Origin of the sequence: Vibrio sp. RW (assembly GCF_027587105.1) — a bacterium.
Lineage (GTDB): Bacteria > Pseudomonadota > Gammaproteobacteria > Enterobacterales > Vibrionaceae > Vibrio > Vibrio toranzoniae.
This window is the reverse complement of record NZ_JAPPTM010000009.1, coordinates 89,651-106,477: the sequence shown is the minus strand read 5'-3', so window position 1 is coordinate 106,477 and position 16,827 is coordinate 89,651. Positions and strand designations below refer to the sequence as shown.

Genomic DNA, 16,827 nt, shown 5'->3' with positions numbered 1-16,827 from the left:
ATTTATCCTTAAATTAAATTCTTGACGCAGCTGCGTACTGCTTCAACAAGTCAGGCACATCTAGAATCAATGCAATGTGTCCGTCACTTGTAATTGTTGCGCCCGCCATTCCTGGCGTGCCCTGCAGTAGTTTATCAAGTGGCTTAATAACAACTTCTTCTTGACCGATAAGCGTATCGACAACAAAACCAACACGTTGACTACCAAGCTGCACAATCACAACATGGCCATGGCCATTACGCTGTTCAACAATTCCCGCTTTAGGTGTAAGCCAATTTTGTAAATAGAACAACGGAATAGACTTATCACGAACGATAATAGTCAGTTGACCATCAACCACATTTGTACGGCTTAAATCTAAGTGGAAGATCTCGTTTACAGAAGCTAATGGCAATGCAAATGGGTGATTTGCTACACCGACCATCAAGGTTGGTAGAATCGCTAGCGTCAATGGAACCTTGATCGTGATCTTGGTGCCTTTACCCATTTCTGAGTCGATGTCAATTGAGCCATTCAGTGTGTTGATCGCTGTTTTAACGACGTCCATACCCACACCACGGCCAGAGATATCCGAGATCTGCTCTTTGCTTGAGAAGCCAGGCGCAAAAATCAAATTGAAGCACTCTTTATTTGACAAGCGAGACGCTGCATCTTCATCCATCAAGCCACGTTTAACCGCAATACCACGAAGCTTGTCAGGGTCCATACCGCCACCGTCATCAACGATAGCCAGTTCAATATGATCGCCCTCTTGAGAGGCAGACAGAATCACTTTACCCGTTCTAGACTTACCTGCAGCAACACGGTCGTCCGGCATTTCAATACCGTGGTCGACAGAGTTTCTCACCAAGTGAATCAGGGGATCAGCAAGTGCTTCTACTAAGTTTTTATCAAGGTCTGTTTCTTCACCACGCATTTCAAGAACGATGTCTTTCTTCAAGCTACGAGCAAGGTCACGGACAACTCGAGGGAAGCGACCAAATACTTTCTTAATCGGCTGCATACGAGTCTTCATTACCGCGCCTTGTAGGTCTGCGGTAACGACATCTAAGTTAGAGACAGCTTTCGACATTTCTTCGTCGTTGCTGTTTAGCCCTAAACTGACAAGTCGGTTACGAACCAATACTAACTCACCTACCATATTCATAATGGTATCAAGTGTTGATGTATCGACACGAACTGTTGCTTCAGCTTGTTGCTTCTTCGCTGGCGCTTTAACTTCGGATTTTACTGGAGCACTCGGTTTAGGCTCTTCTTTAACAGCAACTGGCGCTTCAGACTGCGGTGTAGGTGCAGCTTGTGGTTCAACTGGTTCAGGCTTCACTGCTGCCGGCTTAGTTGCCGCATCCAGCTCTTCAATCGTTGGTCCATTACCTGAACCGTGTAACTGATCCAGTAACTTCTCGAACTCTTCGTCGGTCATCAGGTCATCGCCTTCAGACATCGCCGACGCAGGTGCTGGTGTTGTATGAGATGTTGGCGGTGGCGGTGGCGGCGCCGTTGAATTTGTTGCTGTTGGGCTCTTACCCGCACCATGCAATTCATCTAACAACTTTTCAAATTCGTCATCAGTAATATCACTACTGTCAGCAGCAGGTTGAGGTGCTGCTGGTGCTGGCGGCGGTGTTGATGCAGAAGCCGCAGTTGGTGAACCACCTTTACCATGAAGTTCATCAAGCAGGCGTTCAAACTCATCTTCAGAGATATCATCAACTGAAGATGCATTGATGTTTGAGTTTTCGACAACCGGTTCAGGTTCCGCTGGCACTGCAACAACTGATTCAGCAATAACGGGGGCAGGGGCCTCTATTGGTGCAACTTCATCGGCAGACTCTGGTTTACAAAGGCGGTGAAGCTCATCCAATAAAGCTTGATCAGCTCGCACTAAAGGCTCCTGATCTTGCACGGCTCGAAACTGTACATTTATTGTATCTAGAGCCTGCAACATCGTATCCATCAAACCAGAGGTTACGCTGCGTTGGCCGTTTCTTAGAATGTCGAATACATTCTCAGCACCATGACAAGTATCCACCAGCTCAGTCAATGCTAGGAAACCAGCACCACCTTTTACTGTATGGAAACCACGGAAAATAGCATTTAATAGGTCTTTGTCTTCAGGATTATTCTCAAGCTCTACCAGTTGTTCTGATAGGAGTTCAAGGATCTCTCCTGCTTCGACTAAAAAGTCCTGAAGAATATCTTCGTCTAAATCGTAGCTCATACGTTACCTTTAAAATCCAAGACTGGATAACAAATCGTCGACTTCATCTTGAGATGCAACGGCGTCTTTTCGCTCTTCTGGGTTCATAATTGGACCTTCAGGCGCAATAGATACTTTCTTCTCTGACTCAGGAGTTGGCTCTATTTGATTAGCTCCGAATACGGTGAGAATCTCTACCAAACGCCCTTCAACCTCATTTACCAAGGTAATAACTTTGCTTATAATCTGCCCAGTTAAATCTTGGAAATCCTGAGCCATCAAGATTTCAGTCAGTTGTCCACGTAGTTCAGTACTGTCCCCTTCTACTTGGACAAGTAATCCATCAATGCGGTGACATAAAGCTTTAAATTGTGCCAGCTCAATGCGGCCATGCATCAGTTCATTCCATTGAGGCCTTACTTGAAGTAAACACTCGTGTAGGTTATCTGCAATTGGCATACAGCGATCGACAGCGTCCATCGTTTTATTTGCCGCAACTTCCGTTTTATCAATGACATACTGAAGGCGATCCCTAGCGTCAGGGATTTCATCATTTGCGATAACGCTAATGCGCTCGTCAAAGTTGAATTGTGTCAAAGAGTCATGGAGGTCGCGTGTCAGACTACCTATTTCTTGAAGCATTGGATTGTCTTGAAGACTAAAATTATCTTCATAAATGCTTCTGACAAGAGAATCAGCACTTTGCTGCTCATCGTTTTCAAGCAGATCTACTAATTTTTTTGCTTGTTCTAATGAAATCATCCTGAGTTCAGCCTTACTCCGCATATTTGTTACGCTTCAGCTGTAGAGATAAACGAGAAACTAAAAAGTTAATGCCTCTCTAGAAGCGCCTAAAACAGGTTATATTGTCAATGCTTATAAGCGCTCAAAAATCTTATCAAGTTTCTCTTTCAGCGTTGCGGCAGTGAAAGGCTTCACAATGTAACCATTAACACCGGCTTGCGCTGCTTCTATGATCTGCTCACGCTTCGCTTCTGCTGTGATCATAAGTACTGGAAGGTGCTTAAGTTCTGCATCTGAGCGAATGTGTTTTAGCAGGTCGATACCTTGCATGCCAGGCATATTCCAGTCAGTTACCACGAAATCAAATTCGCCTTTTTTCAGCATAGGTAACGCGGTCAAGCCATCATCTGCTTCTTGTGTGTTGTTGAAACCTAAATCACGAAGTAGGTTTTTAACAATTCGGCGCATCGTTGAAAAATCATCAACAATGAGAATTTTCATGTTTTTGTTCAAATTAGCCTCCACTGAATAAAATCAGTGTTGTTAGTCGTTCTGTGTCCAAGCACTTAACTTAGTGCGTAAACGCTGCATAGATTGGCTCAGTATTTGGCTGACGCGAGATTCGCTGACACCTAGCACTTCCCCTATCTCTTTTAAATTGAGTTCTTCGTCGTAATAAAGCGAAAGCACAAGGCCTTCTCTTTCTGGAAGCTGTTTTATTGAATCGATCAAAGCTTGGCGGAATGACTCATCAGCAACCCCTTGAAAAGGTGTGTTATCTTGAGAGTCTTCATTCGGAGATATTACATCATCTGAGACCCCCAAATCTTCGATCCCAACCAATCTTGAGCAATTAATATCAGTTAAAGCACTATGATACTGCTCTAAAGTGAGCCCCATATGTTTTGCTACTTCGGCATCACTTGGATCGCGGTTGAGTGTACCCTCTAAATCCGCAATTGCACTGCTGATTTCTCGATTATTTCTATGAACCGATCTCGGCACCCAATCCCCGCGGCGAATATCATCCAACATCGCCCCACGAATTCGAATACCTGCATACGTCTCAAAACTTGCGCCTTTGGTACCATCATAATTTTGTTGTGCTTCAATCAAACCAATCATGCCAGCTTGAATCAAGTCATCAACCAATACATTAGGCGGTAATCGCCCCAACAAATGATGAGCGATACGTTTTACCAACACAGAGTACTTCTCAAAAAAAGCCTGCTGGCTATTATGATTAGCATGTTGGTCGTAAGTAAGCGCTTTATTCACCAAATGGTTCCTCTACAAATTCAGTACGGTTCAGTAGCCTTTCAACAAAGAACTCCAAGTGTCCGCTTGGTGTTTTTGGTATTGGCCAGGTCAATGCTTTACTTGCCAATGAGCTGATAGCCAATGCCGCAGGAGAGCGAGGAAACGCATCGACTACGATTTTCTGTCTCTTAACTGATTGACGTACTTTATCATCTAAAGGAATACATGCTACGAGTTCGAGGCTCACATTCAAGAAGCGCTCTGTGACCAAAGTCAACTTTGCAAATAATTCTCGGCCTTCACGGTAGCTTCTGACCATATTTGCAACAACTTTGAATCGCTGAACTTGATGTTCTCTACTCAACAATTTGATCAAGGCATATGCATCAGTAATCGAGGTAGGTTCATCACAAACGACGACAACAACATCCTGCGCCGCTCTTGAGAAGCTGATCACCATATCCGATATACCCGCAGCAGTGTCGACTAATAAGATATCCATCTCATCTTCAAGTGAACCAAAGGCGCGAATCAAACCCGCGTGCTGAGCATGTGAAAGTTCAGTCATGCTTTGTGTACCCGAAGTCGCTGGAATTATTTTAATTCCGTGTGGCCCTTCAACAATCGCATCTTTTAACTCACACTCCCCCGCCAACACATGGCCAAGGTTTCGTTTAGAACGAATACCTAACATAATATCAACGTTAGCGAGCCCTAAGTCGGCGTCCAACACCATGACTTTTTTGCCTTGGCGTGCCATACAAATAGCCATACCTAACGTCACATTAGATTTACCGACCCCACCCTTACCACCCGTTACAGCGATAACTTTGGTAAGTGAAGGCTTAGTTAAGCGACGGAGGCCGCTAGCTTGATCGTGTATCATATTTTCATTCATATTTATCCGCCGCCTAGAGCCCTTCAGAATCGCTATTCCAGTAATGAGGTTCATTCTCTGTAGATTTCTCTAATAGCTCATTAGCCTTAGCCATCATGTACTTTGGCTGAGCTATGACGATATCTTCAGGAACTCGTTGACCATTTGCTATGTAAGCAACTGGTAATGCATTTTGTATCACTACACTGATGAATTCACCTAGACTGAGGGACTCATCAAGCTTAGTCATGATGCATCCCGACAATGGGATTCTTCTAAAGTGTTCAATTGTTTCTTGTAGCACTTTACGTTGCGCGGTTGCGGGCAATACAAGGTAACTATTGATAACGGAACCACTCTCTTGCATCAATGTGTCTAACTGCTCAGATAGGCGAACATCTCGTTGCCCCATACCTGCAGTATCGACCAGAATTAGGCGACGATTACGTAACTGGTATATTACATCGGCCAATTCGCTAGAATCTTTAGCAACTCTTACCGGGCAACCCATAATTCGACCATAAATAGATAACTGCTCGTGCGCACCTATACGATATGTGTCAGTTGTCACTAATGCGACGTTGTCGGCGCCATATTCCATGGCTGCGCGTGCCGCTAGCTTAGCAACGGTGGTGGTTTTACCCACTCCAGTTGGGCCCAATAAGGCCACAATACCACCACGTTTTAGAATATCTTTTTGTGTGACCGAGATTTGGTCTGCAACCAACGCAAGCAATGCCTTCCACGCTCGAGCCGGCTTGGTGTCTTCTGGGATATAGCACGCCATTTGATCAGCCAGTTCTGCTGAAACGCCCATTCTTTCAAGGCGCTTGATCAACATGGCTCTTAAAGGCTCTCGGCGTTCAACCTCTTGCCACATCAGGCCAGATACTTGATGCTCGAGTAAACGACGAATTGAAGTCATCTCGTCGCGCATCGTTTCCATTTCAGTATCAGAGCCTTTGGATGGAGCACTTTCACGGCCACGATCATAACGCGTAGGGTCGAGACGAGGAGCTGGGCGATCGACTCTGCGATCTTCAGCAATCAGTTTGGATAAACCCGTTTCACGAGCAAATGCTGAATCTACATTACTGCGCGGCGGCTGGTTACTATTAGAACCTTGATGGCGATTAGAATCTTGATGACTATTAGCGTGATGGCTACTGCCTGTGCCTGATTGACGATTCAGCAACGCAGACAATGAATCTTCATTTTCTGCTCGGTGTTGTGGCTCATCATCGGCCCCATGACTGTATTGCTTGAGCATATTCGCAAAGCGCTTAGTCATTGAACGTCCACCTTCAGCATTCGATTGCAGGTTCACCTTATCTTCATCTAATTGACGAGAACCAGTTGACGCCGCGGTCGCTGCCATTTGCGTATACTGACTTTGCGCCGGTTGCTGAGGTTTATTGATTCTTGGGCTCGCTGTCGACTGGCTTGATTCACCATCGATAGCGGCAACAATTTCCACACCACCTGCGACCTTTTTGTTAGACATGATCACCGCTTCTGAGCCAAGTTCTTCTTTAACTTGGAGCAGAGCTGTTCGCATATCTTTTGCAAAAAATCGTTTAATTTTCAATTCGATCGTCCGTTCTAATTAGGCGGCTTAATTACCAACAGCTTGTACTATACGTATCTGCTTTTCGTCCGGTATCTCTTGGTAAGATAACACTCTCAAGCTTGGGATCGTGTTTTTCACGAACTTAGCGAGAGTCGAACGAAGCACCCCAGAGGTCAATAACACCGCTGGCTCCCCTTTCAACTCTTGCTCTTGTGTGGCATGGCTAAGGGAGGTCTGTAAGCGCTCCGCTAAACCAGGCTCAATACCTGCAGATTCTCCGCTAGATGCTTGCATGGTTTGGTGCAAGATTTGTTCCAACTCTGGTATTAAGGTTATTACCGGCAATTCTGTCTCTATACCATTGATTTCTTGGACAATTAGTCTTTTTAGAGAGATACGGGCAGCCGCTGTAAGTATGTCAGGTTCTTGACTCTTACCGGAGTACTCCGACAAAGTTTGGACTATCGTTCGAATATCACGAATTGGAATGGCTTCATTTAGTAGGTTTTGAAGCACTTTCACAACCACACCAAGCGGCAGTTGATCCGGTACAAAACCTTCGACCAGCTTAGGCGTTGAACGACCAAGCATTTCCAGTAGATTCTGAACTTCTTCATGGCCAATTAACTGCGAAGCATTATTAGTCAACAGTTGACTAAGGTGTGTCGCCAGTACAGTTGAGGAGTCCACAACCGTGTAGCCTAAAGCTTGCGCATGCTCGCGCTGCTCTTCACGAATCCACACGGCCTCGAGACCAAATGCAGGGTCAATGGTCGGCTCACCTTCGATCATTCCATAGACTTGGCCAGGGTTAATCGCCAATTCCATATCAGGTTTAATCTCGGCCTCGCCAACCGCGACTCCCATCAGAGTGATTCGGTAGCTGTTTGGCGTCAGTTCTAGGTTATCGCGAATATGTACAGCGGGGATCAAAAAACCGAAGTCTTGGGACAGCTTCTTACGCACTCCTTTTACCCGTTCAAGCAGTTCACCACCTTGATCTCGATCAACCAACGGAATCAGGCGGTAACCTACTTCTAAGCCGATAATATCGACGGGTTGAACATCGTCCCATGAGAGCTCTTTTTGCGATGAGGGTGTGTCACCATTAGCATCGACGGTGGCTGGCAGGTTTGTGTCTTCAGCCTTTGCCTTATTCTTTTTATCGATAAAGTAGGCACCAGCACCCGCCACAGCAGCCAAACTTAAGAAAGAAAAGTGCGGCATACCAGGAACAATACCCATCACCCCAAGGATACCGGCGGTGATCATCAAAGCCTTTGGGTTATCCAACATTTGGAAGACGAGCTGCTGCCCCATATCTTCATCGGTATTTTGACGCGTTACCATCATCGCTGCGGCGATAGACAGTAATAGAGACGGAATTTGTGCAACCAAACCATCACCGATGGTCAATAGCGTATAGATTTCGATAGCTTCACCGAAACCAAGGTCGAATTGAGCCATACCGATACTCAAACCACCTATGATGTTGATAAACAAGATCAATATACCAGCGATAGCATCGCCTTTAACAAACTTTGAAGCACCGTCCATCGAACCATAGAAATCGGCTTCTTTGGTCACTTCAAAACGTCGGGTTCGAGCCTGATCTTGGTCAATCAAACCCGCATTTAAGTCGGCATCAATTGCCATTTGTTTACCAGGCAAAGCATCTAGCGTAAAACGGGCACTTACTTCCGAGATACGGCCCGCACCTTTGGTGACAACCATAAAGTTGATGATCATCAGGATCAAAAACACCACTAAACCAACCGCATAATTACCGCCGATAACGACGTTACCGAAGGCTTCAATAACGTTACCAGCGGAGTCACCACCTTCGTGACCATGGAGTAATACCACACGTGTCGAAGCAACGTTCAAGGCTAATCGAAGTAGCGTCGCAATCAGAAGAACGGTAGGAAATGCCGCGAAATCTAATGGCCTACGGGTATAAACCGAAACCAGTAGCACAACCATAGACAAGGCAATATTGAAGGTGAAGAACATATCCAACAAGAAAGCAGGAATGGGCAACACCACCATAGCAAGCGTTGCAAGTACCATAACTGGTGCTCCAATCGCAGGCATAGCACGGTTAGGAATTTTCGGTAGCTTGTCCGCAAAAGGCAGGGAGAATTTCATAAATCTAGACAGTTTCGCTATGTTGTAGCTATCTCACCAAGCGGATTGAGGCTCAGGTCTAAGCTATGTTTCTATGGTTTGTAATGTACGGGTTTATAATACACGGACTTATTATGTTCGGAGTTGATATAGCAAACACTGTACCAACATCTTACGTCAAATTGTCGCCATTACTTTGTAGAAAAGAGTAATAGCCAGCCTCCTATTATCAGGGTTCATCAAGCTAAGCTCAAGCAATTGATCTAATGACGTAAATCGGGTGGGATCGGCATATTGGAATCTTGCAGTTTTGGCCTCTCTCCCCCGCGTTTTCGATACTGTTTCAGTTGGAAAACATAGGCAAGTATTTGTGCTACCGCAGTAAACAGACCGTCAGGAATTTGTTGTTCGAGCTCTGTGGTGTGATAAAGCGCCCTCGCCAACGGTGGTGCTGGAACGATATAGATGTCATTTTCACGGGCAATTTCACGAATCTTCATCGCCATATGATCAACACCTTTAGCGACCACAATCGGTGCCTTATCTTGATTCTGCTTATAGCGCAGAGCCACCGAAAAGTGCTCTGGGTTGGTCACAATCACATCCGCTTGAGGCACATCTGCCATCATTCGACGCTGAGCCGCTTCTCTTTGCAACATGCGAATTCGTCCCTTAACTTCCGGTTTACCCTCGGTGTCTTTGAACTCGTCTTTCACTTCTTGCTTAGTCATCTTCAACTGATCGGCGTGTTGCCAAATCTGAAATGGGATATCAATGGCGACCACGATCAGCAAGGAACAACTGATTAGGAGAATAAAGTTAAGCAAGATATCCAAAGCGTGGAAGATATTCTGTGGGTACACATCCATGCTCAACTGCATCAAGTCATGCTGAGAGGCTTGGATAAGATAGATGGCCATGCCCGACACGAGTGCCACCTTCAGAATAGACTTCAGCAGCTCAACCCAACTTTGTAGACCAAACATACGCTTGATGCCGCTCAGTGGGTTTAACTTAGACGCTTTTGGCATCGCCGCTTGCATCGAGAAATTAATACCACCGACACCCGCCGCACCAATGACTGCCGCTACGAACAAAGTTATCAGAATCAAGAATAACGGAAACAACAAGTTCACCAGTGCACCACCGGCGATTTCAAGGAGTTTATTGGTGTCAAAGATTTCGTCACGACTGAGCGAAAACAGGCGTTGCATGGCCTCGAATAAAGCCTTCGCCATCGATTCGCCAAACCACATTAAGGCAATCGCACCAACTATCAGTACCGACGCTGATGCCAGTTCTTTTGACCTTGCAACCTGCCCTTTCTCTTTGGCCTGTTGCAAGCGTTTGGGCGTGGCGTCTTCTGTGCGTTCTTGACCGTCTGACTCTGCCATTTCAGTCTCCTAGCAATCTAACCGGATTAGACGACATATCTGTTGCTCACTTTGCAACCAGAATAGCTCATAATGGCTATACAAGCTGCCAAGGATATACCAACAAAGTAACAGACCGACGAGTAGCGCAAATGCAAAACCCAAAGAAAATATGTTTAGCTGAGGTGCCGCACGTGTCATTACACCAAATGAAAGGTTAATCGTCAGCAGCGCAATAATACCCGACAACGACATTGCCAATGCCGTTTTAAACATGATACCCAACCACAGTGCCAGCTCTCTGAAATCGACGGCGGTTAAAGACCCACTGCCAATCGGCAAGGTTTTAAAGCTGAACACCACCAGTTGCAACATTTTCAAGTGACCATCGGTCGCCAAGAAAAACATGGTCGCCAACAGCATAAAAAGTTGACCAAGTACTGGCGTATTTTGACCGTTCGCTGGATCCACCATAGAAGCGAAACCCAAGCTTGATTGCATACCCAGAATTTGGCCGAGCATAACGAAAGTTTGGATCATGAATTGGGTAACAAACCCCATTGAAACGCCAATCACAATTTGCTCAAAGACCGTCAAGAACCCTTGAAACGACAGCAGTTCGATCTCTTTGGGGACCGCAGGAATCGCAGGCATCACAGCCAAAGTAATCGCCAAGCCTAAATACAGACGAATACGCGGCGACACAAAGCGTGCACCGGTTACCGTCATCACCATCAGCATGGCTGAGATGCGAGTGTATGGCCAAAAATAATTGGCTAACCACTCTAGTACAAGGCTCGTTGGGTATTCCATTTGGTCTAGTACAATACTTGAGGCAAGCGTTCGATGAGTTCAAAAAAGAACTCCATCATCATCTGAGTCATCCAGTGAGCAAACATCATCAACGCTAGTAAGGTCACGATTAAACGTGGTAGAAAACTCAAGGTTTGTTCGTTGATAGACGTCGCAGCTTGGAAAATGGCGACGACTAAACCGATTAACAGGCTAGGAATAATAATGGCACACACCATGATCAGAACCATCCAAAGTGCGTCTCGGAACAACTCTACGAATATTTCAGGATTCATTATTCCCCCCAGCTACAAGGCAAAACTGCCGGCGAGTGTGGAGAGTATCAAATTCCAACCATCAACCAGGACAAACAGCATCAACTTAAACGGTAACGATACAATCATCGGAGATAACATCATCATACCCATCGCCATCAACACCGAAGCTACCACCAAGTCGATAATCAAAAACGGTAAAAACAGCATAAAACCGATCTGGAAAGCCGTTTTTAGCTCTGATGTGATAAACGCAGGAATCAGAACCGCCATTGATACATCTTCAGGATTGGTTACTTCCGCTCCAGAGATCTCAACAAAAGTCTCGAGATCTTTAATTCGAGTCTGTTTCAACATGAATGATTTAATTGGGCCTTGGGCTACATCAAACGCCTGTCGCGCCGATATCTGTTCATTCAAATAGGGCTGAACCGCTTGTTCGTTAACCTGATTGATCACCGGTGACATGATGAAGAAGGTCAAAAATATCGCGATACCAATGATCACTTGGTTTGAAGGCGTTTGCTGTAAACCCATCGCCTGACGCAAGATAGACATCACCACCACAATACGAGTGAACGAAGTCATCAAAATCACCATTGCCGGCAAGAAGCCAAGCATGGTCATTAACGCCAGAATTTGCAGGTTAATAGAGTAATCTTCACCGCCATTGGCGTTGGTTGTCATGGTGAAGGCAGGAATCCCTCCGCCATTACCCGTCAAGCTGCCCGTAGTCATGGTTTGCGATTTGGCTTGATCTTGTTCCATCGTGCTAATGGTGACCGACTCTGAGCCAGCGGTATTCGCAGGAATCACAGTGTCGTCTTCAGCTTGTGCAAATACCGACACACTGAACACGAGCGAGCAGAGTAAAATGAGCTGAACCAAGCACACTTTCACCAATCGGAAAGATCCGGTTTGGCAAAAGTAAGAAGATTCCAAAAATCCGTTACTTGTTTGCATCTTTTTTTATTAGCTGGGAAAGCTGACTTGAAAATGTACTTTTTTCCAGCATCTCCTGAGTAAGAGGTTTATCGAGCTTAGAGATCAGCTGAATTGACTGCGTGGTAATGCCCACTAAGAACTGCTCATCACCGGCTTGAACAATAGCAATACGCTCTTTGGTGCCGACAGGTATTTGCCTAACAATCGCCAAACCTTGTTGATTCGACATCGCCGGAACTTGCATTCGCTTCAGTAGCCAAGCAATAAATAAAATGAAGGCTATAACGAAAATTAGCGACCCAAAGGTGGTCGCTAAATCGAGAGAGGGAGGTGCCGCGGCAAAGGCTATGGAAGGAATAGAGAATAGCCCTACTCCTATCAGCCCACGAACGACACCTGTGAACCCGCGGGGTAAACCTGTCAACCCTTGAGAAAGAAGGCCCATTAACGCAGCTTCTTAATTCGTTCTGTTTGGCTAATAACGTCAGTCAAACGAATACCAAATTTATCGTTCACCACAACCACTTCACCGTGAGCAATCAAGGTTCCGTTAACCATCACATCTAGAGACTCGCCAGCAATTCTCTCTAGCTCCACCACTGACCCCTGATTCAATTGAAGTAAGTTACGAATGCTGATCTTAGAGCGTCCAACTTCCATTGAAATGGTGACAGGGATATCCATGATGGTATCCAGTTTACGGCGCTCATCTTCAGAAATCGGAGACGATGAATCGGTTAGCTCGTCGAGTGGTGCCGCTAGAACATCATCAACATCAATTGATGGTGCAGAAGGGTCTTCACCAAGAGCTGCAGCCCATTCATCTGCTAACTTTTGATCTTCACTAGGTTCCATTACCAATTCCTATACTTTTATCTATTTTACTATTCGTTATCATCGTCGTTTTCTAGCTCAGACATTAAATCCTTGCCTAAAAATGCGAGATCAGTTTTGACCACATGCGGTCTTTGAATTTTTTCAGAAATCTGTACCGCGAGCTTTTCACCCGAACGCCCCATTTTCACACGATACGTAGGCAAATCTTCAACAAACATAGTCGCATTTTCTGGCATGTTTATGGGGATAACATCACCAGGACGTAACTCCATTAAGTCACGCAGAGAAATGTCTTGCTCTAGTAGGTTTACACGAAAATTGACTGGCACATCCATAATTTCATCACGCAGGGCTGAACTCCAACGAACGTCGGTTTCCATTTTGTCTGATTGAACACCCGCATCCAGCAATTCACGAATCGGCTCAACCATCGAATAAGGCATCACCACGTGGAAGTCACCACCACCGCCATCCACTTCAATGTGAAATGAGCTCACAACAATTACTTCTGTCGGGCTCACAATGTTGGCCATACTTGGGTTCACTTCCGAATCCAAATATTCAAACTCAACCCCCATCACTGGAGACCAAGCTTCTTTGTAATCTTCAAACACAATTTTAAGTAATAGCTGAATAATTCGCCTTTCGGTAGGCGTAAATTCACGACCTTCAATCTTAGCGTGGAAACGACCATCACCACCAAAAAAGTTCTCTACCAAGATGAAAACAAGGCGCGCTTCCATCGTTATCAGTGCTGTACCTTTTAATGGGCGAAAACGAACCATGTTCAAACTGGTGGGTACATACAATGTGTTCTGGTACTCACCAAACTTCATCATTTGTACGCCGTTAATCGACACTTCAGCCGTTTTTCGCAACATATTAAATAAACTGATCCGCATATGACGTGCAAAACGCTCGTTAATAAGTTCAAGGGTCGGCATTCGACCACGAACGATTCGATCTTGAGATGAGAAGTCGAAATTGACCGCACTGTCATTCTCGGTTTCTAAGACATCTTCAACTTCTTCAACATCATCAACGCCATGCAATAGCGCATCAATTTCGTCTTGGCTTAATAAATCGGTCACAAATTACCTATTGAATTACGAAATCAGTGAATAACACTTTTTCAATCACAGGCTGGCCAACAGCTTGAGCCAGACTTGCTTTAATATCTTCAGTTGCCTTGTTTCGCAGTTCAACCCGCCCCGTTGGAGAGCGCAATTGATCGACCGTTGCCGAAGCGAACGTTGCTAATAGCGTACTTTCTACTAGCGGAGAATGATAACGAGCTAAATCTTCATTCTTGCTGCCACGTACCATCAACTGTGCTTTTATCTGGACAAGACGATCTTTCTTATCACCCGAAACATTGAACAAGAAAGGCTGTGGAATATTAACATACATGACGGGTTCTACAGCGACCGCTGCAGTAGCTGGTTGGGATTGAGACTCCGAACCACCATCATCGGATCCTAAGAAAAAGAACAGCGCCGCGCCGACACCAAGCAATATTACGATTACGGCAATAATAATGATAAGGAGCTTACTTTTCTTTTTAGCTGGATCTTGTTCTTCAGTCATACTGCTCTCTAATTTCCTGTTGTTCCCACTAACTAACTAACTGGGATAGGGCTGATATTAGGCATAATAGCTAATTCCATCACGCTTTGATGCGACATTCAATTCAAGATTGCTGCTGCTATCAAGATTTTCATCACCTTGACCATCATTTGTGCGGTTAGGACCTGATTGCTGTTCACCATTGTTGTAACTATCTTGGCCCTGACCAGAACTCTGTTGTTGAACTGATGAATCAGCAAGCTGCATCCCTTGTTGAGCTAACATCTCTCTCAAGCGAGGTAAGGTTTGTTCAATTACATCTCTCGCCTGCTGATTACTCACCGTAAAGTGCACATTCGCCACGTCATTATTCATGGTCATTCGAATCTTCATTTGCCCCAACTCTGGTGGGTCGAGGCGAATGTCTAAGTTCTTAAGGTTCTTAGACATCATCATTTGCACTTTTTCCGCGACCTGTTCATTCGCTAGCTCTTTAGTCAGCTGCAAAGGCGCTTGTTGAGCGGCTTGAATCTCAGCTCGGGTTGGCGCAGAACCCGCAGTTGCAGCGCCTTGAACAACCGCAGCAGAAGCGATCTGTTGAGCAAATGTCGAATCTTTAGAGTCTTCTTTAGCACCCGCTTTTCCAAGACCAGACAGTGCTGCTGCACCCGCTCCAGCTTTAAGTAACATGTCCGTTGAGCCGGCTTTGGTCGCGGCAGGTGCTGCATTCATCGCCACCCCTTGCGCAGTTAAAGCAGGGTCTAACGCAGCTTGTTGTTGAGGTGAAGCAAGGCTAGCTTGTTGAGCAGCTGCCTGTTGAGCCGCATGCGCATTATTGGCATGTAGCATTGCTGCTTTATCCGCGAGAGCATTCGTGACAGATTGAGATGAGGCCTGTGATGTTGCTTGCTGAGCCGCGGTCGCGACAGCTGCTGTCGATGCCATTGCCGCTAAGGCCTTGGCTTCATTCGAATCTGCGTTATCCCAATCAATCGCGGTTGGATTTCCTGAGGTGTCGTTCGCGTTCGGGGCTTGGCTTAGTAAAGCAGTCGCTTGTTGCTGAACGTTAGCTAGCTGTTGATTCAATACTTCTATATTAGACGTTGCTTTGGCTAAAGCAGCTTGCTCGTCAACCGTCAGCTTAGCACCGCTTTGTTGTTTTTGAAGCAAACCGTCCACAACAGACTGCTCTGATTCAATTTGCGCGTTCAATTGCTTCAGCGCTTTGGTATGAGCATCAACCTGTTTTGCTAGCTCGATATCCGCTGGTGAGAGTGACTGGCTTTGAGCGGTAGCAACCGCGCTAGCCGCATTTTTTTGGCTCAGCTCTCGGTTCATACTCGCTTCGATCTGCTCGGGGGTCACACCCTTGTCCATTAGCTGTCGGATTTCATCATCAGTCAGCTGAGAAACACCTTTACCGCCAGTAAGCACTGCAATTTCAGAGTCCACTTCAAGAGCGCTTTCTGGGTTTGCAGTATTATTTTGTTGTGTCGCCAAACCCGCAACGGAGGCACTTGTAATAGGAGCACCCGCGATATTACCTTGAGCTTGCTGAGGCAAGCCTTTGCCGTTCGATGTCTGATTTAACGTTTTATTTGCCTCATCCAACTGACCAAGCAATTTATTGCCTTCGCTCATCGCTGCGTTGGCTTGATAAGCATCTTTGGCTTTTAATTCAGCCGCTGAGTTGTGACCAGTTGAAGCAACCTGAAGTTGCTCCCCTTTGGACTGAACTGTCTCAGCCGAGGTATCGTCACCCGTCATGTTCGATGAGGTTTTGCCTTTCGACTGCGAATCTAATTCAGACGTTTGTTCAACTCCTGATTCATTGATCATCGCACCTTCAACAGACGTCTTTTCAGCGTCTATAGTTGTAGCAGCTTGTTTGGCTTGAGCGTCGCTAGTAGCATCTGTACTCTTAGGTTCAGCTGAATCGCCTTGCGTTTTCCCCGCTGACTCACTGTTAGCCTTTTCAGAAGACGCATCACCTTCAGCTGAGGTTTGTTTGCCCTCAGGTTTGGAGGCACTTTCTGTATCTTTAAGCGCAGCTTTTTTGTCGCTTTCTTCAAAGCTAAGTGCTTCTTTAAATGATTCAAAGAAACCTTTTGAATCGCCGGTTTCTTCGACCTTTGAAGCAGCAGACCCCATGTCCAGCAACGATGACGTTTTGCTGGCCGTTGAATTTGAGGAAGGACTAACATTCATATATACATGCTCTATCTACAAGCTTTGTTGCCACAAATCTGGCAACAAAAAGA

At 45.6% G+C, this 16,827-nt stretch carries 16 protein-coding genes; all 16 read right to left on the bottom strand.

Annotation, left to right across the window (positions count from 1 at the left end; genetic code table 11):
* Positions 1-13: 13 nt before the first annotated feature.
* A complete protein-coding gene (locus OCT63_RS10635) occupies positions 14-2,221 on the bottom strand; it encodes a chemotaxis protein CheA (protein WP_269983694.1) in 2,208 nt (735 codons plus the stop codon).
* Positions 2,222-2,230: 9 nt separating this feature from the next.
* The gene (locus OCT63_RS10630; protein WP_017056890.1) at positions 2,231-2,962 is read right to left on the bottom strand and encodes a protein phosphatase CheZ; all 732 of its coding nucleotides are present in this window, start codon (positions 2,960-2,962) and stop codon (positions 2,231-2,233) included.
* A 114-nt stretch (positions 2,963-3,076) separates the two neighbouring features.
* Positions 3,077-3,445 (bottom strand): chemotaxis response regulator CheY, encoded by a 369-nt coding sequence (gene cheY / locus OCT63_RS10625; protein WP_060468209.1) that lies wholly within the window; start codon positions 3,443-3,445, stop codon positions 3,077-3,079.
* A 42-nt stretch (positions 3,446-3,487) separates the two neighbouring features.
* Entirely contained in the window at positions 3,488-4,222 is a 735-nt protein-coding gene (locus tag OCT63_RS10620) for an RNA polymerase sigma factor FliA (RefSeq protein WP_017056889.1), read from the bottom strand.
* A complete protein-coding gene (locus tag OCT63_RS10615; RefSeq protein ID WP_060468210.1) occupies positions 4,215-5,102 on the bottom strand; it encodes a MinD/ParA family protein in 888 nt (295 codons plus the stop codon). Before OCT63_RS10615 ends, OCT63_RS10620 begins: the two co-directional genes overlap by 8 nt.
* Positions 5,103-5,115: 13 nt before the next feature.
* Positions 5,116-6,669: a flagellar biosynthesis protein FlhF gene (gene flhF, locus OCT63_RS10610; RefSeq protein ID WP_161674466.1), complete on the bottom strand. Its 1,554-nt coding sequence runs from the start codon at positions 6,667-6,669 to the stop codon at positions 5,116-5,118.
* Between the two features lie 27 nt (positions 6,670-6,696).
* Positions 6,697-8,799, bottom strand: a complete 2,103-nt coding sequence (flhA, locus tag OCT63_RS10605) for a flagellar biosynthesis protein FlhA (RefSeq protein WP_269983693.1) — start codon at positions 8,797-8,799, stop codon at positions 6,697-6,699.
* A 242-nt stretch (positions 8,800-9,041) separates the two neighbouring features.
* Positions 9,042-10,172 carry a flagellar biosynthesis protein FlhB gene (gene flhB / locus OCT63_RS10600; protein WP_017056885.1) on the bottom strand — a complete coding sequence of 377 codons (1,131 nt, stop codon included), beginning with the start codon at positions 10,170-10,172 and terminating at the stop codon, positions 9,042-9,044.
* A gap of 9 nt (positions 10,173-10,181) precedes the next feature.
* Positions 10,182-10,964 (bottom strand): flagellar biosynthetic protein FliR, encoded by a 783-nt coding sequence (gene fliR, locus OCT63_RS10595; protein WP_017056884.1) that lies wholly within the window; start codon positions 10,962-10,964, stop codon positions 10,182-10,184.
* Between the two features lie 5 nt (positions 10,965-10,969).
* Entirely contained in the window at positions 10,970-11,239 is a 270-nt protein-coding gene (fliQ, locus tag OCT63_RS10590; protein WP_017056883.1) for a flagellar biosynthesis protein FliQ, read from the bottom strand.
* 12 nt (positions 11,240-11,251) lie between these two features.
* The gene (gene fliP, locus OCT63_RS10585; protein ID WP_170960253.1) at positions 11,252-12,181 is read right to left on the bottom strand and encodes a flagellar type III secretion system pore protein FliP; all 930 of its coding nucleotides are present in this window, start codon (positions 12,179-12,181) and stop codon (positions 11,252-11,254) included.
* Entirely contained in the window at positions 12,168-12,608 is a 441-nt protein-coding gene (gene fliO, locus OCT63_RS10580; RefSeq protein WP_161674468.1) for a flagellar biosynthetic protein FliO, read from the bottom strand. The genes fliP and fliO overlap by 14 nt, the downstream gene beginning before the upstream one ends.
* Positions 12,608-13,018 (bottom strand): flagellar motor switch protein FliN, encoded by a 411-nt coding sequence (fliN, locus tag OCT63_RS10575; RefSeq protein ID WP_017056880.1) that lies wholly within the window; start codon positions 13,016-13,018, stop codon positions 12,608-12,610. Before fliN ends, fliO begins: the two co-directional genes overlap by 1 nt.
* A gap of 29 nt (positions 13,019-13,047) precedes the next feature.
* The gene (fliM, locus tag OCT63_RS10570) at positions 13,048-14,091 is read right to left on the bottom strand and encodes a flagellar motor switch protein FliM (protein WP_017056879.1); all 1,044 of its coding nucleotides are present in this window, start codon (positions 14,089-14,091) and stop codon (positions 13,048-13,050) included.
* A 7-nt stretch (positions 14,092-14,098) separates the two neighbouring features.
* Positions 14,099-14,587, bottom strand: coding sequence for a flagellar basal body-associated protein FliL (gene fliL, locus OCT63_RS10565; RefSeq protein WP_161749106.1), 489 nt, complete (start codon positions 14,585-14,587; stop codon positions 14,099-14,101).
* Between the two features lie 57 nt (positions 14,588-14,644).
* Positions 14,645-16,774: a flagellar hook-length control protein FliK gene (locus OCT63_RS10560; RefSeq protein ID WP_269983692.1), complete on the bottom strand. Its 2,130-nt coding sequence runs from the start codon at positions 16,772-16,774 to the stop codon at positions 14,645-14,647.
* Positions 16,775-16,827: the final 53 nt, after the last annotated feature.

Bases quoted from the DNA above. Each gene is read 5' to 3' on its own strand.
- flhB (WP_017056885.1), bottom strand. From the start codon at position 10,172: ATGGCAGAGTCAGACGGTCAAGAACGCACAGAAGACGCCACGCCCAAA.
- flhA (WP_269983693.1), bottom strand. From the start codon at position 8,799: ATGAAATTCTCCCTGCCTTTTGCGGACAAGCTACCGAAAATTCCTAAC.
- fliR (WP_017056884.1), bottom strand. From the start codon at position 10,964: ATGGAATACCCAACGAGCCTTGTACTAGAGTGGTTAGCCAATTATTTT.
- fliP (WP_170960253.1), bottom strand. From the start codon at position 12,181: ATGCAAACAAGTAACGGATTTTTGGAATCTTCTTACTTTTGCCAAACC.
- OCT63_RS10615 (WP_060468210.1), bottom strand. From the start codon at position 5,102: ATGAATGAAAATATGATACACGATCAAGCTAGCGGCCTCCGTCGCTTA.
- fliN (WP_017056880.1), bottom strand. From the start codon at position 13,018: ATGGAACCTAGTGAAGATCAAAAGTTAGCAGATGAATGGGCTGCAGCT.
- fliQ (WP_017056883.1), bottom strand. From the start codon at position 11,239: ATGAATCCTGAAATATTCGTAGAGTTGTTCCGAGACGCACTTTGGATG.
- cheY (WP_060468209.1), bottom strand. From the start codon at position 3,445: ATGAAAATTCTCATTGTTGATGATTTTTCAACGATGCGCCGAATTGTT.
- fliL (WP_161749106.1), bottom strand. From the start codon at position 14,587: ATGACTGAAGAACAAGATCCAGCTAAAAAGAAAAGTAAGCTCCTTATC.
- OCT63_RS10635 (WP_269983694.1), bottom strand. From the start codon at position 2,221: ATGAGCTACGATTTAGACGAAGATATTCTTCAGGACTTTTTAGTCGAA.
- OCT63_RS10630 (WP_017056890.1), bottom strand. From the start codon at position 2,962: ATGATTTCATTAGAACAAGCAAAAAAATTAGTAGATCTGCTTGAAAAC.
- OCT63_RS10560 (WP_269983692.1), bottom strand. From the start codon at position 16,774: ATGAATGTTAGTCCTTCCTCAAATTCAACGGCCAGCAAAACGTCATCG.
- fliO (WP_161674468.1), bottom strand. From the start codon at position 12,608: ATGGGCCTTCTTTCTCAAGGGTTGACAGGTTTACCCCGCGGGTTCACA.